The 20,371-nt window shown below is 52.2% G+C and carries 21 protein-coding genes; 3 read left to right on the plus strand and 18 right to left on the minus strand.

The window, feature by feature from the left end:
* Position 1: 1 nt before the first annotated feature.
* The 17 genes from ACRPFF_RS03270 to ACRPFF_RS03350 form a co-directional block, all read right to left on the minus strand.
* Positions 2–1,498 carry an NADH-quinone oxidoreductase subunit M gene (locus tag ACRPFF_RS03270; RefSeq protein ID WP_411712583.1) on the minus strand — a complete coding sequence of 499 codons (1,497 nt, stop codon included), beginning with the start codon at positions 1,496–1,498 and terminating at the stop codon, positions 2–4.
* Positions 1,499–1,593: 95 nt separating this feature from the next.
* The gene (gene nuoL, locus ACRPFF_RS03275) at positions 1,594–3,618 is read right to left on the minus strand and encodes an NADH-quinone oxidoreductase subunit L (protein WP_432673778.1); all 2,025 of its coding nucleotides are present in this window, start codon (positions 3,616–3,618) and stop codon (positions 1,594–1,596) included.
* A 2-nt stretch (positions 3,619–3,620) separates the two neighbouring features.
* Complete coding sequence (gene nuoK, locus ACRPFF_RS03280) at positions 3,621–3,926, minus strand: NADH-quinone oxidoreductase subunit NuoK (protein WP_002215628.1); 306 nt, start codon at positions 3,924–3,926, stop codon at positions 3,621–3,623.
* Positions 3,923–4,594, minus strand: coding sequence for an NADH-quinone oxidoreductase subunit J (locus ACRPFF_RS03285; protein WP_432673779.1), 672 nt, complete (start codon positions 4,592–4,594; stop codon positions 3,923–3,925). The genes nuoK and ACRPFF_RS03285 overlap by 4 nt, the downstream gene beginning before the upstream one ends.
* Before the next feature lie 11 nt (positions 4,595–4,605).
* Positions 4,606–5,085 carry an NADH-quinone oxidoreductase subunit NuoI gene (nuoI, locus tag ACRPFF_RS03290; RefSeq protein WP_002216341.1) on the minus strand — a complete coding sequence of 160 codons (480 nt, stop codon included), beginning with the start codon at positions 5,083–5,085 and terminating at the stop codon, positions 4,606–4,608.
* A gap of 80 nt (positions 5,086–5,165) precedes the next feature.
* On the minus strand, positions 5,166–6,242 hold the full coding sequence (gene nuoH / locus ACRPFF_RS03295) for an NADH-quinone oxidoreductase subunit NuoH (protein WP_002233452.1): 1,077 nt from the start codon (positions 6,240–6,242) through the stop codon (positions 5,166–5,168).
* 2 nt (positions 6,243–6,244) lie between these two features.
* Positions 6,245–8,506 carry an NADH-quinone oxidoreductase subunit NuoG gene (nuoG, locus tag ACRPFF_RS03300; protein WP_432673780.1) on the minus strand — a complete coding sequence of 754 codons (2,262 nt, stop codon included), beginning with the start codon at positions 8,504–8,506 and terminating at the stop codon, positions 6,245–6,247.
* 58 nt (positions 8,507–8,564) lie between these two features.
* The gene (gene nuoF / locus ACRPFF_RS03305) at positions 8,565–9,860 is read right to left on the minus strand and encodes an NADH-quinone oxidoreductase subunit NuoF (RefSeq protein ID WP_049335752.1); all 1,296 of its coding nucleotides are present in this window, start codon (positions 9,858–9,860) and stop codon (positions 8,565–8,567) included.
* Positions 9,836–9,958, minus strand: a complete 123-nt coding sequence (locus ACRPFF_RS03310) for a hypothetical protein (RefSeq protein ID WP_257618636.1) — start codon at positions 9,956–9,958, stop codon at positions 9,836–9,838. Before ACRPFF_RS03310 ends, nuoF begins: the two co-directional genes overlap by 25 nt.
* A gap of 61 nt (positions 9,959–10,019) precedes the next feature.
* A complete protein-coding gene (locus ACRPFF_RS03315) occupies positions 10,020–10,595 on the minus strand; it encodes an excalibur calcium-binding domain-containing protein (RefSeq protein WP_304671930.1) in 576 nt (191 codons plus the stop codon).
* 116 nt (positions 10,596–10,711) lie between these two features.
* Positions 10,712–11,185 carry an NADH-quinone oxidoreductase subunit NuoE gene (gene nuoE, locus ACRPFF_RS03320; protein WP_004467713.1) on the minus strand — a complete coding sequence of 158 codons (474 nt, stop codon included), beginning with the start codon at positions 11,183–11,185 and terminating at the stop codon, positions 10,712–10,714.
* The gene (gene nuoD, locus ACRPFF_RS03325; RefSeq protein WP_009310869.1) at positions 11,185–12,441 is read right to left on the minus strand and encodes an NADH dehydrogenase (quinone) subunit D; all 1,257 of its coding nucleotides are present in this window, start codon (positions 12,439–12,441) and stop codon (positions 11,185–11,187) included. The genes nuoE and nuoD overlap by 1 nt, the downstream gene beginning before the upstream one ends.
* On the minus strand, positions 12,431–13,024 hold the full coding sequence (locus ACRPFF_RS03330) for an NADH-quinone oxidoreductase subunit C (protein WP_050895681.1): 594 nt from the start codon (positions 13,022–13,024) through the stop codon (positions 12,431–12,433). The genes nuoD and ACRPFF_RS03330 overlap by 11 nt, the downstream gene beginning before the upstream one ends.
* Before the next feature lie 12 nt (positions 13,025–13,036).
* Positions 13,037–13,519, minus strand: a complete 483-nt coding sequence (locus ACRPFF_RS03335) for a NuoB/complex I 20 kDa subunit family protein (protein ID WP_002215610.1) — start codon at positions 13,517–13,519, stop codon at positions 13,037–13,039.
* Complete coding sequence (locus ACRPFF_RS03340; protein ID WP_002215607.1) at positions 13,510–13,866, minus strand: NADH-quinone oxidoreductase subunit A; 357 nt, start codon at positions 13,864–13,866, stop codon at positions 13,510–13,512. The genes ACRPFF_RS03335 and ACRPFF_RS03340 overlap by 10 nt, the downstream gene beginning before the upstream one ends.
* A 482-nt stretch (positions 13,867–14,348) precedes the next feature.
* Positions 14,349–15,335 carry a S49 family peptidase gene (locus tag ACRPFF_RS03345; RefSeq protein ID WP_432673781.1) on the minus strand — a complete coding sequence of 329 codons (987 nt, stop codon included), beginning with the start codon at positions 15,333–15,335 and terminating at the stop codon, positions 14,349–14,351.
* 39 nt (positions 15,336–15,374) lie between these two features.
* Entirely contained in the window at positions 15,375–16,175 is an 801-nt protein-coding gene (locus ACRPFF_RS03350; RefSeq protein ID WP_432673782.1) for a competence/damage-inducible protein A, read from the minus strand.
* Positions 16,176–16,488: 313 nt separating this feature from the next.
* Here ACRPFF_RS03350 and argG point away from each other — a divergent pair, with 313 nt between their 5' ends.
* The 3 genes from argG to ACRPFF_RS03365 all read left to right on the plus strand — a co-directional run bounded on the left by argG (position 16,489) and on the right by ACRPFF_RS03365 (position 19,022).
* On the plus strand, positions 16,489–17,832 hold the full coding sequence (argG, locus tag ACRPFF_RS03355) for an argininosuccinate synthase (protein ID WP_411712591.1): 1,344 nt from the start codon (positions 16,489–16,491) through the stop codon (positions 17,830–17,832).
* A gap of 98 nt (positions 17,833–17,930) precedes the next feature.
* On the plus strand, positions 17,931–18,380 hold the full coding sequence (locus tag ACRPFF_RS03360) for a DUF3290 domain-containing protein (protein ID WP_308031987.1): 450 nt from the start codon (positions 17,931–17,933) through the stop codon (positions 18,378–18,380).
* Positions 18,381–18,392: 12 nt separating this feature from the next.
* Complete coding sequence (locus ACRPFF_RS03365; protein ID WP_432673783.1) at positions 18,393–19,022, plus strand: DUF421 domain-containing protein; 630 nt, start codon at positions 18,393–18,395, stop codon at positions 19,020–19,022.
* A gap of 125 nt (positions 19,023–19,147) precedes the next feature.
* Here ACRPFF_RS03365 and sstT read toward each other — a convergent pair whose 3' ends face one another.
* Positions 19,148–20,368: a serine/threonine transporter SstT gene (gene sstT / locus ACRPFF_RS03370; RefSeq protein ID WP_308031985.1), complete on the minus strand. Its 1,221-nt coding sequence runs from the start codon at positions 20,366–20,368 to the stop codon at positions 19,148–19,150.
* Between the last annotated feature and the right edge of the window lie 3 nt (positions 20,369–20,371).

Here is a 20,371-nt window from a genome sequence, read left to right on the forward strand (position 1 = left end):
CTCAAATCTTGCTTTGTGCCACATGGGCAATCAAATCGTTTGCCGCTTGATGCACCACTTCGATAAACGCTTGCGGATACAGACCCATGCCCAATACAGCAACCGCCAAAATCGCCAAAATCGCAAATTCGCGGCAATTGATGTCTTTCATTTCGGCAACGTGCGGATTGTGGATCGCACCAAAAATAACGCGTTTGTACATCCACAGGGTATAAGACGCGCCATAAATCAGCGTCATAGCCGCCAGCGCGCCTACCCAGAAATTCACTTTAACCGCGCCCATAATCACCATAAACTCGCCCACGAAGCCGGAAGTTGCAGGCAGACCGGCATTGGCCATACCGAACAACATCATAAACGCCGCAAACTTAGGCATCACATTGACCACGCCGCCATAATCGGCAATATTGCGCGTGTGCAGGCGGTCGTACATCACACCGATGCACATAAACATCGCGGCGGACACAAAACCGTGGGAAATCATTTGAATGATTGCGCCTTTCAATGCCCAGTCATTCAATTGGCCGTCAACAAACAAAAACATCCCAAGCGTTACAAAACCCATATGGCTGATGGACGAATACGCCACCAGTTTTTTCATATCGGTTTGCACCAAAGCCACCATACCGATATAAATCACGGCAATCAGGCTCAACACGATGATTACAGGGGCAAAATAGCGTGCCGCATCCGGCATAATCGGCAGGATAAAGCGCAAGAAACCATACGCACCCAGTTTCAGCGTAATGGCCGCCAACACCATCGAACCGCCGGTCGGGGCTTCAACGTGGGCATCCGGCAACCAAGTGTGCACAGGGAACATCGGCACTTTTACGGCAAATGACAGGAAGAATGCCACAAACAAAAGCTGCTGTACGCCCAACGGAATCTGTTTGATGTTTTGGAAATCGACAATAGAGAAGCTGCCTGTTTGATAGTACAGGTAAACCATGGCAACCAGCATCAAGAGCGAACCCATCAGCGTATAGAGGAACAGCTTGACCGACGCATAGACACGGCGCGGGCCGCCCCATACACCGATAATCAGGTACAGCGGAATCAGCATACCCTCGAAGAACACATAAAACAGAATCGCATCCTGCGCGGCAAACGCACCATTAATCAAACCCGACATAATCAGGAAAGCGGCCATATACTGCGCCGGACGTTTCTGAATGACTTCCCAACCAGCCAATACCACCAACAGCGTAATAAACGCATTCAAGATGATAAAGAGCACTGAAATACCGTCCACGCCCAATGCGTAGTTGATTTTCAGAAGCGGAATCCACTCGTGGAACTCGGTAAACTGATAGCCGCCGCTCAAACGGTCGAAACCGGTAAACAGGGGCAGCGTTACCAAGAAACCGGCAAGCGCTCCCATGAAGGCAAGCACACGCGCCAGCGGCGCACGGCTGTCTTTACCGGTCGCCAAAACCAGCACACCTGCGGCGATGGGTATCCATATTGCCAAGCTGAGTAGGTAGTTGGAAAACATAGTGGTTAACCTGTGGTTAAAATAAAAATGTGTTTATGTGGATATTTCTTCGTTTCAGACGGCCTGAAGGTTTAAGGCCGTCTGAAACCTTATTCTTATCGGAACAATCCCCAGAAGGTCATGCCGAGCAGTATCAATACGCCGAATACCATAGCGGCGGCGTAGGTGTAGATAAAGCCTGTTTGGGCTTTGCGTACCTGAGCGGCAATCGCACCGACCAGTTTGGCGGAGCCGTTGACGATGCCGTTGTCGATAATGGCGGTATCGCCGACTTTCCAGAAGAAAGTACCCAATGCGCGTGTGCCTTTGGCGAAAACGTTGAAATACAGGGCGTCGAGGTAGTATTTGTTTTCAAACAAAACGTAAACCGGACGGAACGTCTGTGCAATTTTCGGTGGCAGGTGCGGCAGTTTGACGTACAAAAGCCATGCGCTCAACACGCCTGCGATAGCAAGGTAGAGTACAGGCGAATGCAGGCTGTGCGACACCATTGCCAATGCGCCGTGGAACTCTTCCTTCATGATGTGCATGGTCGGATGCGCGTCGGCGTTGACAAAAATCACGTCTTTGAAGAAATCGCCGTAAAGCATAGGCTCGATGGCAACATAGCCGATGATGACGGACGGAATGGCAAGCAAAATCAAAGGCAGGGTAACGACCAGCGGGCTTTCGTGCGGATTGTCGTTTTTGCCCAAGCCGTGATGCTCTTCACCATGATGATCGTCATGATGCTCAGGCAAGCTGCGCCATTTCTCTTCACCGTGGAACACCATAAAGTATTGGCGGAACGCGTAAAACGCGGTAACTAACACGCTGGCGAGGACGGCAAAATAGGCAAAGCCGCTGCCCGGCAGGGTGCTGTATTTCGCCGCTTCGATAATCGAATCTTTGGAGTAGAAGCCGGAGAAGAACGGCGTACCGATCAGCGACAAGTTACCGATCAGCATGGTCAGCCAAGTAACCGGCATATATTTTTTCAGATTGCCCATGTGGCGCATGTCTTGGTCGTGGTGCATACCGATAATCGCGCTGCCTGCCGCCAAGAACAGCAAGGCCTTAAAGAAGGCGTGGGTCATCACATGGAACATCGCCACGGAATAGGCGGACGCGCCCAAAGCCACGGTCATGTAGCCCAGTTGCGACAGGGTGGAATACGCAACCACACGTTTGATGTCGTTTTGAATCACGCCCAAGAAACCCATAAACAGGGCGGTAATCGCACCAATCACCATGATGACAGACAGCGCAGTGCTACTCATCTCATAAATCGGCGACATACGCGACACCATAAACAAACCGGCGGTAACCATCGTCGCGGCGTGAATCAATGCAGAAATCGGGGTCGGGCCTTCCATCGAATCAGGCAGCCAAACGTGCAGTGGGAATTGTGCCGATTTACCCATCGCACCCACAAACAGGAGCAGGCAGGTTACGGTAATCAAAGACCATTCCACACCGGGGAAAAGCTGGATGGTGGCATTTTGCACGTTGGGCAGATAAGCGAATACATCTTGATAGCGCAGGCTGCCGCCGAAATAGGCAAGCACCAAGCCGATACCGAGCAAAAAGCCGAAGTCGCCGACACGGTTGATCAAAAAGGCTTTCAGGTTGGCAAATGTTGCGCTTGGACGTTTGAAATAGAAACCGATCAAGAGATACGACACCAAGCCCACAGCCTCCCAGCCGAAGAAGAGCTGGATGAAGTTGTTGCTCATAATCAGCATCAACATGCTGAAAGTAAACAAAGAAATATAGCTGAAGAAGCGTTGGTAGCCGACTTTTTCGTCGTGCATATAGCCGATGGTATAGATGTGTACCATCAACGACACGCCCGTGACCACGACCATCATCATCGCCGTCATCGTATCGACCAAGAAGCCGACAGAGAAATCCAAGCCGCCCATTGTCAGCCAGGTATAGACGTTTTCGTCAAACTTGGCACGGCTGCCGTCGATAAAGCCCCACAGCACATAAGCCGACAGCACGGCAGACACCGCTACGCCGAGTATCGTAACCGTATGCGCACCGGCACGTCCAATTTTGTTGCCGAACAAACCCGCAATCAGCGAGCCTGCCAACGGAACAAGGGCAATTATCAAATATAAAGTCATATCGTTCATGATTACCCTTTCAACTCGTCCAAATCGGCAACGTTGATTGTTTGTCGGTTGCGGTACACCAGCACCATAATCGCCAAACCGATGGCGGATTCGGCAGCAGCAACGGTCAATACGAAGAATACAAAAATTTGTCCGGCAGTATCGCCCAAATGTTGCGAGAAGGCGATAAAGTTGAAGTTCACCGCCAAGAGCATAAGCTCGATCGACATCAGCAATACCAGCACGTTTTTGCGGTTCATAAAGATACCCATTGCGCTGATACCGAACAGAAGCGCACCCAATACCAGATAATGCGTCAAGGTAATCATGCTTTGCCCTCCTCTTTCTGTTTGAGGTCGTCTGAAACTTCGCTTTCTTCGGCAGATTCAACTTGCGGTTTGACCGCTTCCATTTTCACCAGACGCATACGGCCTTGGTCGGCGCGTACTTTAACTTGGTCGGCAGGATCCATACGTTTCGGATTGGTGGTTTTACGGTGAACCAGCGCAATCGCCGCCACCATACCCAACAGCAGCAATACCGCCGCCAATTCAAACGGCAACAAGTAGTCGGTATAAATATGGCTGCCCAAATCGCGGATATTGTTGTAATCGGCTGGAATGTCTTTCATCAAACCAAACGCGGCAAGGTCGGTTTTCGGGTTGACCAGAATCAGNATCAAAGCAACCGCCAACAATGTNCCGACCACACCGGCAACAGGCGCCTGACGCCAGAAACCGGCGCGCATCTCTTCAATGTCGATATTCAGCATCATCACGACGAACAGGAACAACACCATCACGGCGCCGACATACACGACCACCAGCGTAACGCCCAAAAACTCTGCCTGCATCAGCATCCAAATCATCGCGCTCACGCAGAAGGTCAGCACCAGATGCAAAGCGGCGTGAACAGGGTTTTTAGCGGTGACGGTACGAACCGCACCGTACAAAACGATGGCGGCAAGGATATAGAACAGAATCGCGGAAAAAGTCATTCGTCTGCTCCTTAACGATACGGCGCGTCAGCGGCTTTGCGTTTGGCGATTTCGGCTTCGTATTTGTCGCCAATGGCCAAAAGAATCGGCTTGGTCATGTGCAAATCGCCTTTTTTCTCGCCGTGGTATTCAAAAATATGCGTTTCCACAATCGCATCAGTCGGGCAGGCCTCTTCGCAGAAACCGCAGAAGATGCACTTGGTCAGGTCGATGTCGTAACGCTTGGTGCGGCGGGTGCCGTCTTCGCGTTCTTCCGATTCGATGTTAATCGCCATTGCCGGACAAACTGCCTCACACAATTTACATGCAATACAGCGCTCTTCGCCGTTCGGATAACGGCGTTGCGCGTGCAGGCCGCGGAAACGCACGGATTGCGGCGTTTTCTCTTCGGGGAAATAAATTGTGTCTTTGCGGGCAAAAAAGTTTTTGAGCGTTACGCCCATACCTTTTACCAATTCGCCGAGCAAGAAAGTTTTTACTAAGTTAGCCATATTCTGTTCCCTCACAACAGGGATTTCGTTAGGTATTCAAAATCACTTTGTTCAGACGGCCTCAAGATGCCGTCTGAAACTTATTTCCACAAATTCAGCGGTGAAATCATCCACAGACCCAAAATCACGATGTAGGCGAAGCCGATCGGAATCAGCACTTTCCAGCCCAAACGCATGATTTGGTCGTAGCGGTAGCGTGGGAAGGTTGCACGAATCCACAGGTACCAGTACAGCACCGCCGCCATTTTCACGAACATCCAGAATGCGGAAGGCGTACCGATAAGGCCCCAGCTTTGCGGGAAGGGGGACAGCCAACCGCCGAGGAACATCAGCGATGTCAGTGCGGCAATCAGAATCATGAAAATGTATTCGGCAAGGAAGAACAGCGCGAATGCGAAGCCGGAATATTCAACGTGGTGTCCGGCAACGATTTCAGACTCACCCTCTGCCACGTCAAACGGCGCGCGGTTGGTTTCGGCAACGGCGGAAATCAGATAAACGATGAAGATTGGGAAGAGCGGCAGCCAGTTCCAAGAGAATACCGAACCGCCGGCAATACCTTTGGCTTGTGCGGCAACGATGTCGGAGAAGTTCATGCTGCCCGACACCATCACGACGCACACCAGCGCGGCACTCATGGCGATTTCGTAGGAAATGCTTTGCGCGGAAGCACGCATTGCGCCCAAGAACGAATATTTGGAGTTGGAAGCCCAGCCCGCGATGATCACGCCGTAAACCGACAGCGAGGTAATCATCAGGATATACAAAAGGCCGATATTGATGTTGGTCAGCACCCATTCTTCGTTGAACGGAATCACTGCCCACGCCGCGAAAGACGGTGCAAGCGACATAATCGGGCCGATATAGAACAGGGCTTTGTTTGACAGCTTCGGACGGGTTACCTCTTTAAACAAGAGTTTGAACACGTCGGCAAACGGCTGAATCAGGCCCCACGGGCCGGTTACGTTCGGGCCGACACGAAGCTGCATAAAGCCGATGACTTTACGTTCGAAATACGTCAGGTAGGCAACGGTCAGAATCAGCGGAATCAGGATAATCACGATTTTGACGATGACGGATACCACCAAGCCTACGGTAATACCCAAATCGCCCAGACCGAGCGTTGCGGCAAAGAGGTTTTGGAACCATTCTTGCATGATCAAGCTCCCGCCAGTTCAATAGTGTCCATCAACGCACCCAGCGCGGCATTTTCGGTATGCAGCGGCAGATGCACCACGTTTTCAGGCAAACCAGTATCGGCTTTGATTGCAACCGATACGCTTGCGCCGTTTTGTTTGGCGACAGCAGTTTGTCCGTCTTGCAGGCCTAAGCGCGCCAAAGTGTTTGGATTTACACGTGCGGCAGGCACGGCGGCATGGCTGGTTTCTTGCAACGGTGCGGAACGGCGCACGATAGAATCAGTGTGATAAATACCGACGCCGCCGACACGGACAAGGCGGTCTGAGGCCGTCTGAACGCCCTCCCCTGCCCATGTGCTGCGGTTGTCCAGTTTGGACGGCAGGCTTTCTGCATCCAGCGCATCTTTCAGAATCGCAGCGGTATCGTGGTATTCAAAACCTTTCAGGTCAAACAGGTTGCCCAATACGCGCAACACTTTCCACAACGGACGTGAATCGCCGAAGCCTTGTACCACGCCGTGGAAAGATTGCAGACGGCCTTCCATATTGATGAAGCTGCCCGATGTTTCGGTAAACGGCGCAATCGGCAACAACACGTCGCACACATCCAGCAGCGTTTCGCTGACAAACGGTGTAAACGCCATCACGCTTTTCGCCTGTTTCAACGCGGCCACGGCTTTCGCACCGTCCGCCGTATCGATTTCCGGCTCGACGTTGAGTAGCAAGACTGCCTGTTTCGGCGCGTTTGCCATTTCGGCAACGCTCTCGCCCGAGTTCACGCCCAAGACATCCGCACCAACGCTGTTGGCGGCTTGCGGCAAAATACCCAGCACTGCGCCGGTCGCATCTGCCAGCTCTTGAGCGGCGGCATAAATCGCGGCGTAATCAGGATGGTTTTGCACTTCCGCGCCCAAAATCACCGCTGCTTTTTCAGCGTTTTTCAGGCTCGCGGTAATCGTGTGTTCCGCATTGCCAGACAGTTTTTTCAGACGGCCTGCCCATTCGTCGGGATGTGCGGCTTCTTGAGACAGAAGCGGCATAAACAATTCTTCTTTACTGCTGGCCAATACGCTCAAGGCCATACGGTCTTTGGCGGCGCGGCGCAGGCGGGCGGTCAGGAGCGGCTGTTCTTTGCGCAAGTTCGCGCCGACCACCAATACGGCATCGTTGTCCGCCAGCGATTCAATACTTTGCCCCAACCATTGCGCACCCTTAATGCCGTCTGAAAGACGTTTGTCCAGTTGGCGCAGGCGGGTAGCGAAATTTTTAACGCCCAGTCCGTCGGCGAATTTCTTCGCTAAATACAGCTCTTCAACCGTATTCATCGGATTGGCCCAAACACCGACTTGGTTTTTATTGCCGTCTTTGGCGATACATTCAATCGCGCTGCGGACATATTCCAACGCGGTTTTCCAATCCACGTCCATCCACTCGCCGCCCTGTTTGATTTTCGGGTTTTTCAGACGGCTTTCGTGATACAGGCCTTCGTAGGCGAAACGGTCGCGGTCGGACAGCCAGCATTCGTTGATGGCTTCGTTTTCCAGCGGCAACACACGGCGGACGGTATGGTCTTTGGTTTGTACAATCAGGTTGCTGCCCAAAGCGTCATGAGCGGAAACGGATTTACGGCGGTTCAATTCCCAAGTACGCGCGTTGAAGCGGAACGGTTTGCTGGTCAATGCGCCGACAGGACACAAATCGATGACGTTGCCTGACAATTCGGTTTCTACTGCTTTACCGATAAAAGGCATGATCTCGGAATGCTCGCCACGGTTGGCCATGGCGATTTCTTGCACGCCGGCGATTTCTTCAGTGAAACGGACGCAACGGGTACAGTGGATACAACGGCTCATTTCCTCGGCGGAAACCAAAGGACCCATGTCCTTGCCGACGACGGAACGTTTTTCTTCGGTATAACGGCTGGTGGTTTTGCCGTAGCCCATCGCCAAATCCTGCAACTGGCATTCGCCGCCTTGGTCGCAGGTCGGACAATCAAGCGGATGGTTGATGAGCAGGAACTCCATCACGCCTTCTTGCGCCTCTCGGGCTTTTGCCGAATGCGTACGCACAATCATGCCGTCTGTAACCGGCGTAGCGCAGGCAGGCAGAGGTTTGGGGGCTTTTTCCACGTCCACCAAACACATACGGCAGTTGGCGGCGATGGAAAGTTTTTTGTGGTAACAGAAATGCGGGATATAAGTACCGAGCTTGTGCGCGGCTTCAATCACCGTCGCACCCTGCTCCACAGATACCTGTTTGCCGTCGATTTCGATTTGTAACATGGTTCGTTCCTAGTTACGGGTATTTAATAAATAATTCTTTTAGAGGCCGTCTGAAAACTTAGCACCACTTATTCGGTTTCATAGGTCCGCCGTGTTCGATGTAATGCACAAACTCATCACGGAAATGCTTGGTAAAGCTGCGGACAGGGAAGACGGCGGCATCGGCAAGGGCGCAGATGGTGCGGCCTGCCATTTGGTTACCGACAGAATCCAGCAAATCCAAGTCTTCCATACGGCCTTTGCCTTCTACAATGCGGTGGACGATGCGGTAGAGCCAGCCCGTACCTTCACGGCAAGGCGTACATTGGCCGCAAGACTCGTCATAGTAGAAGTAGCTCAGGCGTTCAAGGGCTTTCACCATGCATACGTCTTCGTCCATCACGATAATCGCACCGGAACCGAGCATGGAGCCGGCTTTGGAAATCGAGTCGTAATCCATATTGGTCTGCATCATGATGTCGGCGGGCAATACGGGTGCGGACGAACCGCCGGGAATAACGGCTTTAAGTTTTTTACCGCCGCGCATACCGCCCGCCATTTTCAAGACTTCGGCAAACGGCGTACCCAACGGCACTTCATAGTTGCCCGGACGCTCGACATGACCGGAAATACAGAATAATTTGGTACCGCCTGCATTCGGAATGCCTTTATCGGCAAACGTCTGACCGCCGTCGCGGATAATAAATGGGACGGAAGAGAACGTTTCGGTATTGTTGATGGTGGTCGGTTTGCCGTACAGGCCGAACGAAGCAGGGAACGGCGGTTTAAAGCGCGGCTGGCCTTTTTTGCCTTCCAGCGATTCGAGCAATGCGGTTTCTTCGCCGCAAATATATGCGCCGTAGCCGTGGTGGGCGAAGAGTTCAAATTCAAAATCCGAACCCAAAATATTTTTACCCAAAAAGCCTGCGGCACGCGCCTGCTCCAAAGCGGCCTCAAAGCGTTGGTAGCCTTCAAAAATTTCGCCGTGGATATAGTTGTAACCGGCTTTCGCACCCATCGCGTAACCGGCGATAATCATGCCTTCGATCAGGGCATGGGGATTGAACATGATGATGTCACGGTCTTTAAATGTACCGGGCTCGCCTTCGTCGGTGTTGCAAACCACATATTTTTCGCCCGGGAAGGAACGGGGCATAAAGCTCCATTTCAAACCGGTCGGGAAGCCAGCACCGCCGCGACCGCGCAAGCCGGAGGTTTTGACTTCGTCAATCACATCGGTTTGCGAGATGTTTTCGGACAGGATTTTACGCAGGGCGGTATAACCGCCGCGTTTGACGTATTCGTCCAATGTCCAGCAATCGGGATTGGCGGTATCCACTTGGTCAAAAATCACGCCTGATTGGTAAATAGCCATTTTTGGTGTGCCTGTTTGTTTTCGTATCGTTTGCGGCTGCCTGCCGTCTCAATGTTCCTGATGCCGTCTGAAACGGTTTGTCTGTTTTCAGACGGCATTTTCCTGTCTTCGTTTAATCTGAACCAAACCTGTGTTTGTTCTTCCCGTCATCAATCAAAATTACCATCCGCTGCACATATTTTCACACGGAATGCCGTCGCCATCGCCGTCCATCTTGGTATCGGAACAGTTCCTTACAAACCATTTGGCTTCTTCGCACGAAGTCATTTGTGAGCAATGTTGCCTGCCGTCGCAACGGTATGGGCTGCTATCGGGCTGCTGCCGTTTTATTTCGGGCAATACTTGCGTTTTAACCGGCGTATTTTCCTGTTTCGGAGTCAGCTTCTCTGACGCATATTGATACGCCTTATAGCCGATTACCGAAACAAGCAGCAAACCGACCAACAAAGACAGCACAACTTGAACAATCGAAGTGAGAGATTCCTCGTCTTTTCGATGTTGCTTGCGGTATCCGGGAGAAACTGCTCGCTCCCGATTCAGATAGCGTATCTGTTTTGCAGAAAATCTTCCCTTGCCATCTGAAACCACTTCAAAAGAAACCTGCTCGTCAAGCCCGGGCCGCGGATTTCTTTGCAGGAAGTCGGAAATATGGCAGAAAATCTCTCCTTCCCCGCTTTCTGTACGTATAAATCCGTATCCTTTGTCATCATGCCATCGGACGATTTTTCCCTTCATTGATTCGGTTTCCCTGTTTTCTTTATTCCCGATTTGATTTGTCCAATCGGTCTGAAACGGCGGACGGGAATGTCTACCCTACCGGTTTTCCTGTTTTCAGACGGCATTTCCCCAGTTTATTCCAACTCCGCCAGTTTCTTCTCAATCGCTTCTTCGGTCATAAAGCTGCACATGCTGTGGTTGTTTACCAGCATAACGGGAGCGTCGCCGCATGCACCCATGCATTCGCCTTCGACAAGGGTAAACTTGCCGTCAGGGGTAGTTTCGCCGTAGCCGATACCGAGTTTTTGTTTGAGGTATTCGCCGGTAGCCATACCGCCGCGCAGGGCACAAGGCAGGTTGGTACAAACGGTCAGTTTGTATTTGCCGACAGGCTCAAGGTCGTACATATTGTAGAAAGTAGCGACTTCGTAGGCTTGCGCAGGCGAGATGCCGATATAGTCTGCGACAAAGGCGATGGTCTCGGGAGCAAGCCAGCCTTTTTCGGTTTGGGCAATACGCAATGCGCCCATAATGGCGGAGCGGCGTTGGTCGGCAGGATATTTTGCCAACTCAATATCAATTTGTTTTAAAGATTCTGCGGATAACATTATCGGTCAACCTCCCCGAATACGATGTCCTGCGTACCGATGATGGCAACAACGTCGGCGAGCATGTGGCCTTTTGCCATTTCGTCCATGCCTTGCAGGTGGGCGAAGCCGGGTGCGCGGATTTTCAGGCGGTAGGGTTTGTTTGCGCCGTCTGAAATGATGTAAACGCCGAACTCACCTTTCGGATGTTCGACAGCTGTGTAGGTCTCGCCCTCGGGAACGTGCATACCCTCGGTAAAGAGTTTGAAATGGTGAATCAGGTCTTCCATGCCTGTTTTCATTTCGGTACGTTTGGGCGGAGCGAATTTGTGGTTTGTAGTAATGACCGGACCCGGATTGACACGCAACCAGTCGGCGCATTGTTTGATGATGCGTACGGATTGGCGCATTTCTTCCATACGGCAGAGGTAACGGTCGTAGCAGTCGCCGTTGACGCCGACGGGGATGTCGAAATCCATTTGGTCGTACACTTCATACGGCTGTTTCTTACGCACGTCCCATTCCACGCCCGAACCGCGCAACATCACACCGGTAAAGCCTTTTTGCATGGCGCGTTCGGGGGAGACGACGCCGATGCCGACGGTACGCTGTTTCCAAATACGGTTGTCGGTCAGGAGGGTTTCGAGTGTGTCGATGTTTTTGGGGAAGCGTTCGCAAAAGGCGTCGATGAAGTCGAGCATGGTGCCTTCGCGGGATTCGTTGAGCTGCTTCAATACTTTGGCGTTGCGGAATTTGCTGCTCTCGTATTTGGGCATGAAGTCGGGCAGGTCGCGGTAAACACCGCCGGGACGGAAGTAGGCTGCGTGCATACGCGCGCCGGACACGGCTTCGTACAAGTCCATCAGCTCTTCGCGGTCGCGGAAGGCGTAAAGGATAGCGGTCATCGCGCCGATGTCGAAGGCGTGCGAACCGATGCCCATCAAGTGATTGAGGATGCGCGTTACTTCGGCAAACATCACGCGGATATATTGGGCGCGAATAGGCACATCGATACCGGCAAGTTTTTCTACTGCCAAACAATACGCCTGCTCATTGACCATCATGGAAACGTAGTCCAGCCTGTCCATATAAGGCAGGGCTTGCAGGTAGGTTTTGGTTTCCGCCAGTTTTTCGGTGCCTCGGTGCAGGAGGCCGATATGCGGGTCGGCACGGACGATTTGTTCGCCGTCCAACTCCAAAATCATACGCAATACGCCGTGCGCCGCAGGGTGTTGCGGGCCGAAGTTGATGGTGTAGTTTCTTAATTTATTGGCCACCGTAGTTCTCCTCACGGACGATACGCGGCGTGATCTCGCGCGGCTCAATGGTAACAGGTTGGTAAATCACGCGTTTTTGCTCTTCGTCGTAACGCATTTCCACATAGCCGGAAATCGGGAAATCTTTGCGGAACGGATGTCCGACGAAACCGTAATCGGTCAGGATGCGGCGCAAGTCGGGATGGTTGTTGAACATGATGCCGTACAAATCGAAGGCTTCGCGCTCGTACCAATCCGCGCTGTTGTAAACGGGAACTACAGATTCGACTACGGGGAAGTCGTCGTCTGAAACCCAGACGCGTACGCGGATGCGTTGATTGTTTTTAACGGAAAGAAGCTGGCTGACGACGGCAAAGCGTTTGCCCTGCCATACTTCGTTTTTGTAAGTGCTGTAATCGACACCGCACAAATCGACCAGAAGCTCGAAATGCAGCTCTTCATGGTCGCGCAATGCGGTCATGACTGAAATATAGTGTTCGGGCAGACACTCGACGGTAATCTCTCCCAAAGCGGAAATAACTTTGCCTGCCCGATCGCCTAAAACGCGGCTGACGGTTTCGTATAAGTTTTGAATACTTGCCATATCGTCCTCCCCTTACTCGTCACGCGCGATGGTGGAAGTGCGCTTGATTTTTTGTTGGAGCTGAATCAGGCCGTAAATCAGGGCTTCCGCAGTCGGCGGACAACCCGGCACATAAACGTCTACCGGCACGACGCGGTCGGCACCGCGCACAACGGAATAAGAATAGTGATAATAACCGCCGCCGTTGGCACACGAGCCCATAGACAATACCCAGCGTGGCTCGGCAAGCTGGTCGTATACACGGCGCAGGGCTGGCGCCATTTTGTTGGTCAGCGTACCTGCCACAATCATCAGGTCGGCCTGACGTGGGGACGGACGGAAAATGATACCGAAACGGTCAAGGTCATAACGCGCCATACCCGCATGCATCATTTCCACGGCGCAGCAGGCCAATCCGAAAGTAACCGGCCACAATGAACCGGTACGCATATAGTTCAACACCGTATCCGCGCTGGTGGTGATGAAACCTTTTTTCAAAACGCCTTCTATTCCCATTCCAGCGCACCTTTTTTCCATTCGTAAATAAAGCCTACCGTCAGAACGACGATAAACACCAGCATAGACCAGAAGCCGTACGCGCCCAAATCTTTGAACACGACTGCCCACGGCAACATAAACGCGACCTCCAAATCAAACAAGATAAAGAGGATGGCGACGAGGTAATAGCGCACGTCGAACTTCATCCTCGCGTTTTCAAAGGCTTCAAAACCGCATTCGTAAGGCGCGTCTTTTTCGGCGTAGTGGCGTTTCGGGCCCAAAATGGTGCCGAGCAGGATAAACAGTACGCCGGCCGCGAGGCCGACGAGGATAAAGACAAAGACGGGAAAGTAAGCGGACAACATGGTTACACCCAAATCCGTTAACAAAATTTCTACAATAATTTCGTATTTTAGCGAATTTCAAAAACCATTAAAAGGTAAATATCGGCAAAACGCCCAAAAAAACCCAATAAATACAATTATATTATGATAACGATTCTTATTTGATTTCACGAACGCCGGACCGTCTATTTCGTGCCAATCCTATAAAAACAAAACGTTTCTATCTTTATAGTGGATTAACAAAAATCAGGACAAGGCGACGAAGCCGCAGACAGTACAAATAGTACGGCAAGGCGAGGCAACGCTGTACTGGTTTTTGTTAATCCACTATATTGCTGCCATCGTACAGACCGGCACGGTACAAACCGCGCGACAAGCGTTCTGTTTTCATATTACCGTTTCACAAATATCACCCTACCATGCAAAAAAATGCCGTCTGAAAACCTTTCAGACGGCATCGGTATAGTGGTTTAAATTTAAACCACTATATCCGGCGGAAAGCGTTATCGGAGGGATTGCAGGGCTTCCGAAACGCTTGCTTTGAGTTCTGCGCCGAAGCGTCTGCCCAAGATTCTGCCGAAATCGTCCTTCGGAGTGTAATCCACCACATCAGGGGCTTTGACCACGTCTCGCGCCACGCTGTAAATATTGCCGAGTCCGTCCACCAGCCCGACTTTCTGCGCATCCGCACCCGTGTACACCCTGCCGCTGAACACGTCGGGATATTGTCGGAATTTGAGGCGGCCGCCGCGTCCGGTTTTGACGGCTTTGATGAACTCGCCGTGTATGCCGGTCAGCATTTCTTCCCAGATTTTCGACTGTTCGGGCGTTTCGGGAGAAAACGGATCGCCCATGCCTTTGTTGCTGCCCGCAATTTTAACCCTGCGTTTCACGCCGATTTTTTCCATCAGGCCGGTCGCGTCGAAACTGCTGCCGATAACGCCGATGCTGCCGACGATGCTGGACGGGTCGGCATAGATTTTGTCCGCCGCCGCCGCGATGTAGTAGCAGCCGGACGCGCACATATCCTCCGCCACGAGATAAACGGGGATGCCGGGGTGCTGCGCCTTCAGACGGCGTATTTCTTCAAAAGCGGTGTTGGAGACGACGGGAGAACCGCCGGGGCTGTTGGCGCGGATGATGATGGCTTTTGCCTGCGGGTTTTTATAGGCGGCCTCCATACCGTCTTTGAGTTTTTTGACCTGGTCTTCTACGCCGTTGCCGATTTCGCCGTACAGGTTGACGACTGCCGTATGCGGCGTATTGCCCGTCAACTGCAATGCGCCTTCGTCTTTTTGGAAAATGCCTGCAATCAGGGCAACCAGAATCAGGGTGCTAACGGCGCGCCAGATGTTTTTCCACATCCGCTCCCTGCGCCTGTCCCGATAGGCGGACAGCAGCACTTCGCGCATAATGTCGCGCTCCCATAAGGTTTCCCCCGCATTTTTTGCTTCGGGTGCTTCGTTTTCTCTTCTGATTCGGTATTGCATGGTTTTCCTTAAATATCGTCCGATTTGGGCAAACGGTTTTCAGTTTACCCGATTTTTCAGCTCTGCTCCCAATCCGTCCAAGCTGTGCAACACTTCCGCCCACGCCGCGTCCAAAAGGTTGACGGCTTCTCCTTCGGCTTTGATGCCGAACTCAATGTGCGGTTTGACGTGCGTGCCGTCTGAATGCGTCCAACCGACGCTGGGCAGGCTGTACGAACGCACGCCGGGATAAGTTTGCTCGATATGCTCCATAATCGGCGTAATGCGCGATTCGGGCTGCTCAAACACATACACGCTGCGGCTGCCGCGTTCGGTTTGGTTGAAGCGGTCGGCGTAATAAGTATTCAAAACCCATTCGGCCATCGGGTGCGCCATCACGGGGAAGCCGGGGAAGAAATAATGCTCGCGGATGGAAAATCCGGCGATGTTGTTGAACGGATTGGGCACCAATTCCGCGCCTTCGGGAAAATCTGCCATTTTCAGGCGTTGGGCGTGTTCCGGCGAATCAAGCGGCTCGCCGCGTTTCAGGGTTACGCCTTCGATAAACTTGGCGGCTTCAGGATGGCGGACGACGGGCAAATCCAAAGCAGCCGCTGCGGCTTGGCGCGTGTGGTCGTCGGGCGTGGCGCCGATGCCGCCGGTAACGAACGTCGGTATGCCGTCTGAAAAGCTGCGGCGCAGTTGCCTGACCAGCAAATCGGGTTCGTCGGGCAGATATTGCACCTGATTGAGCTTCAGCCCTTTGGATTCGAGCAGGGATTTGAAAAAGACGAAATGCTTGTCTTGGCGGCTGCCGTGTAAGATTTCGTCGCCGATGATGATAAGGTTGAACGCGTTCATAGATGGGTTTCTTTACCGATGCCGTCTGAAAATGTCGATGGTGCTGTGATTTGTTCCCTCTCCCGTGGGAGAGGGTTAGGGAGAGGGTCGAGCTTGCGTTTTTCAGGCAGCGTTTGCTTAAGGGCTGCTGTCTGCACCCTCTCCCCAACCCTCCCCCGCAGGGGAGGGAGTCAGGTTGAGGATGGCGTAAAGACCGTCTGAAAAGATTTTCAGCGAAACGGGCAAAGCTTCTTTTCAGACAGCCTTAACGGCTGACAATGGGTTATATTTATAAGATAATGAACTCCTTTTTTCAAGTCCGAAGGATTCCCTTATGAGCCAAAACCATACTATTTTACAAAACCTCCCCGTCGGTCAGAAAGTCGGCATCGCCTTCTCCGGCGGCCTTGATACCTCCGCCGCGCTGTTGTGGATGAAACGCAAAGGCGCGCTGCCTTATGCCTACACCGCCAACCTCGGGCAGCCCGACGAAGACGACTACAATGCCATTCCCAAAAAAGCAATGGAATACGGTGCGGAAAACGCCCGCCTGATCGACTGCCGCGCGCAGTTGGCACACGAAGGCATCGCCGCCATCCAATGCGGCGCGTTCCACGTTTCCACCGGCGGCATCGCCTATTTCAACACCACGCCTCTGGGCCGCGCCGTGACCGGCACCATGCTCGTTTCCGCCATGAAAGAAGACGACGTCAATATCTGGGGCGACGGCAGCACCTACAAAGGCAACGACATCGAGCGTTTCTACCGCTACGGTTTGCTCACCAATCCCGCACTGAAAATCTACAAACCCTGGCTCGACCAGCAATTTATCGACGAACTCGGCGGCCGCCACGAAATGAGCGAATTTCTGATTGCCAACGGCTTCAACTACAAAATGTCGGTTGAAAAAGCCTACTCCACCGATTCCAATATGCTCGGCGCGACCCACGAAGCCAAAGACTTGGAATTTTTGAACTCGGGCATCAAAATCGTCAAACCCATTATGGGTGTTGCCTTCTGGGACGAAAACGTCGAAGTCAAACCCGAAGAAGTCAGCGTGCGCTTTGAAGAAGGCGTGCCGGTTGCACTAAACGGCAAAGAATACGCCGACCCTGTCGAACTCTTCCTCGAAGCCAACCGCATCGGCGGCCGCCACGGCTTAGGCATGAGCGACCAAATCGAAAACCGCATCATCGAAGCCAAATCGCGCGGCATCTACGAAGCCCCGGGCATGGCATTGTTCCACATCGCCTACGAACGTTTGGTCACCGGCATCCACAACGAAGACACCATCGAACAATACCGCATCAACGGCCTGCGCCTCGGCCGCCTGCTCTACCAAGGCCGCTGGTTCGACAGCCAAGCACTCATGTTGCGCGAAACCGCCCAACGCTGGGTTGCCAAAGCCATTACCGGCGAAGTAACCCTCGAACTGCGTCGCGGCAACGACTATTCGGTTCTGAACACCGAATCGCCCAACCTGACCTACCAACCGGAACGCCTGAGCATGGAAAAAGTCGAAGACGCCGCGTTCACACCGCTCGACCGCATCGGCCAGCTCACCATGCGCAACCTCGACATCACCGACACCCGTGCCAAACTGGGTATCTACTCGCAAAGCGGTTTGCTGTCGCTGGGCGAAGGTTCGGTATTGCCGCAGTTGGGCAATAAGAAATAAAGCAGCCCTGCCATTTGGGACTGTTTCAAACGGGAAAGGTCGTCTGAAATTCAGCTTTCAGACGACCTTTCTATTTTTTCCTCAAATCATTTGAAATCATGAAATTCTTTTCCCACTTTTATCTTGAAAACCATATGTATTTCAACGACTACTTGAAATACGTCCTGATTTTCGCCGCTCTTGTCATCCTACTGCTCGCCGTATCACAATACCTGCGCCACCGCATGGATACCAAATACCGCGACCTGAGCATTATCGCCTTACTGCTGCTTATCCTCATCAGCGGCATCCAATACCTCTCATACAGCGAACGCCAAAACTTCGCCGCGGACACCTCGCGCATGGTCGGTTTTCTCAATGCACTGATTGAAAATCAAAAAGTGGAAAAACAAGACATCATCGTCAACAGTACGCACCTATACAACGGCATGATTATCGGCATCAAAAGCCAATATTACGAAGTCCATTTCAATCAAGACTTCTCCGCCTACACCCTGACCCCCACCAATCTGGTTAACAACAATATCGAACTTATCGACAAAGAATAACAGGACACACTTATGGAAGCATACTCCCTCCTTGCCCTCAAACTCCTTATAGGTATTTTAGGTTTGGTCTTTCAAATTAATATCTTAGGAAAAGGAAACCTCGCCCCCACCTCCGCTATGGACCAAGTACAAAACTTCGTTCTCGGCGGCATCATCGGCGGCGTGATTTACAGCGACAGCATCGGTCTGCTGCAATTTTTCCTCGTACTGATTTTGTGGACGCTGTTGGTCTTGAGCCTAAAATTCATCAAAAACCACAACCGCTGGATCAAATCCGTAATTGACGGCAAATCCGTTTGGGTCATCATCAACGGTAAAATCCAAGCCGAAGAATGTATGAAAAACGGCATCAGCGCACACGACCTCATGTTCAAACTCCGCGCCTCCGGCATCTACGAAATCTCAGCCGTCAAACGCGCCGTGATGGAACAAAACGGGCAACTTACCGTCATCCAATACGGCGACGAAAGCCTGCGCTATCCGCTGATTACAGACGGTCAAGTCGATCCCGACATCCTCGAAATCATCAACCGTGATGAAGCGTGGCTGCAACAAGAGTTTGACCGACTCAAACTCACTGCCGTACAAGTCTATATCGGCGAATACATCGACGGGAAACTGGTGGCACATCCTTCCCCATAACCGCCGGAAATCCGATAACGGATTTATCTCCCGCCTTCCCAAGCAAGCTGTGCGGACAACCGTCAAACACCTAAAAAAATGCCGTCTGAAACTTTACTGTTTCAGACGGCATTCCATATCCAAGCCTATTTCCTCTGTCTGCCCATATCAGCGGCGGCAGTAAACAAAACATCGGTTGAAGAATTCAACGCCGTTTCCGCCGAATCCTGAATCACGCCGATGATAAAGCCGACTGCAACCACCTGCATAGCGACATCGTTGCTGATGCCGAACAGGCTGCACGCCAGCGGAATCAGCAGCAGCGAACCGCCTGCCACGCCGGATGCGCCGCACGCACTGACGGTTGCCACCAGGCTCAAAAGCAGCGCAGTGGCAAAATCAACATGAATCCCTTGAGTGTACGCGGCCGACATTGCCAACACGGTAATCGTAATCGCCGCACCCGCCATATTGATGGTTGCACCCAAAGGAATGGAAATCGAATAAGTATCTTCATGCAAACCCAACTTTTTCGCCAAAGCCATATTAACAGGAATATTGGCGGCAGAAGAACGGGTAAAGAAAGCATATACGCCGCTTTCGCGCAAACAGGTAAACACCAGCGGATAAGGATTACTGCGGATTTTCCACCACACGATGACCGGATTGACCACCAATGCGATAAACACCATACTGCCAAGCAGAACAGCAAGCAGCTTCACATAACCGGAAAGCGCGCCGAAACCCGTTTCCGCAATTGTGGACGATACCAAACCAAAAATACCCAGAGGGGCAAAGCGGATAATCCATTTCACAACGGTAGAAACCGCTTCCGCCAAATCGGCGACGACCTGCCGCGTTACGTCCGAACCATGATTGCGCAATGCCGCACCCAAAACCAAAGCCCAAGCCAAAATACCGATATAGTTGGCATTGGCAATCGCATTAATCGGGTTGGCAACCAAACTCATCAGCAGGGATTTCAAAACCTCCACAATACCGGAAGGCGGCGCATTGGATACCTCGCCCGCACCCGCCAATACGATGTGTACGGGAAACACCATGCTGGCAACTACCGCCACGACGGCGGCAGCAAACGTTCCAATCAAATATAAAACGATAATAGGCTTGATAAACGCCTCATTGCCTTTTTGATGCTGCGCAACGGCTGCTGCGACCAAAACAAAAACCAAAACAGGGGCAACGGCTTTAAGCGCACCGACAAACAGGCTGCCGAAAAGACCTGCCGCCAAACCCAGTTGCGGTGAAACCGAACCGATTACAATACCCAACACCAAACCGACGGCAATCTGTTTGACCAGGCTGACACTGTTAATCGCATTAAGTAAGGATCTGCCGAATGCCATTAT

Source organism: Neisseria sp. SLRRB23 (genome assembly GCF_050896295.1).
GTDB lineage: Bacteria > Pseudomonadota > Gammaproteobacteria > Burkholderiales > Neisseriaceae > Neisseria.

What these genes read in the sequence shown, in the direction of transcription:
- ACRPFF_RS03270 (WP_411712583.1), bottom strand. Translation starts at nt 1,498, where the DNA reads ATGTTTTCCAACTACCTACTCAGCTTGGCAATATGGATACCCATCGCC.
- nuoL (WP_432673778.1), bottom strand. Translation starts at nt 3,618, where the DNA reads ATGAACGATATGACTTTATATTTGATAATTGCCCTTGTTCCGTTGGCA.
- nuoK (WP_002215628.1), bottom strand. Translation starts at nt 3,926, where the DNA reads ATGATTACCTTGACGCATTATCTGGTATTGGGTGCGCTTCTGTTCGGT.
- nuoI (WP_002216341.1), bottom strand. Translation starts at nt 5,085, where the DNA reads ATGGCTAACTTAGTAAAAACTTTCTTGCTCGGCGAATTGGTAAAAGGT.
- nuoH (WP_002233452.1), bottom strand. Translation starts at nt 6,242, where the DNA reads ATGCAAGAATGGTTCCAAAACCTCTTTGCCGCAACGCTCGGTCTGGGC.
- nuoG (WP_432673780.1), bottom strand. Translation starts at nt 8,506, where the DNA reads ATGTTACAAATCGAAATCGACGGCAAACAGGTATCTGTGGAGCAGGGT.
- nuoF (WP_049335752.1), bottom strand. Translation starts at nt 9,860, where the DNA reads ATGGCTATTTACCAATCAGGCGTGATTTTTGACCAAGTGGATACCGCC.
- ACRPFF_RS03310 (WP_257618636.1), bottom strand. Translation starts at nt 9,958, where the DNA reads ATGCCGTCTGAAAACAGACAAACCGTTTCAGACGGCATCAGGAACATT.
- ACRPFF_RS03315 (WP_304671930.1), bottom strand. Translation starts at nt 10,595, where the DNA reads ATGAAGGGAAAAATCGTCCGATGGCATGATGACAAAGGATACGGATTT.
- nuoE (WP_004467713.1), bottom strand. Translation starts at nt 11,185, where the DNA reads ATGTTATCCGCAGAATCTTTAAAACAAATTGATATTGAGTTGGCAAAA.
- ACRPFF_RS03330 (WP_050895681.1), bottom strand. Translation starts at nt 13,024, where the DNA reads ATGGCAAGTATTCAAAACTTATACGAAACCGTCAGCCGCGTTTTAGGC.
- ACRPFF_RS03335 (WP_002215610.1), bottom strand. Translation starts at nt 13,519, where the DNA reads ATGGGAATAGAAGGCGTTTTGAAAAAAGGTTTCATCACCACCAGCGCG.
- ACRPFF_RS03340 (WP_002215607.1), bottom strand. Translation starts at nt 13,866, where the DNA reads ATGTTGTCCGCTTACTTTCCCGTCTTTGTCTTTATCCTCGTCGGCCTC.
- ACRPFF_RS03345 (WP_432673781.1), bottom strand. Translation starts at nt 15,335, where the DNA reads ATGCAATACCGAATCAGAAGAGAAAACGAAGCACCCGAAGCAAAAAAT.
- ACRPFF_RS03350 (WP_432673782.1), bottom strand. Translation starts at nt 16,175, where the DNA reads ATGAACGCGTTCAACCTTATCATCATCGGCGACGAAATCTTACACGGC.
- argG (WP_411712591.1), top strand. Translation starts at nt 16,489, where the DNA reads ATGAGCCAAAACCATACTATTTTACAAAACCTCCCCGTCGGTCAGAAA.
- ACRPFF_RS03360 (WP_308031987.1), top strand. Translation starts at nt 17,931, where the DNA reads ATGAAATTCTTTTCCCACTTTTATCTTGAAAACCATATGTATTTCAAC.
- ACRPFF_RS03365 (WP_432673783.1), top strand. Translation starts at nt 18,393, where the DNA reads ATGGAAGCATACTCCCTCCTTGCCCTCAAACTCCTTATAGGTATTTTA.
- sstT (WP_308031985.1), bottom strand. Translation starts at nt 20,368, where the DNA reads ATGGCATTCGGCAGATCCTTACTTAATGCGATTAACAGTGTCAGCCTG.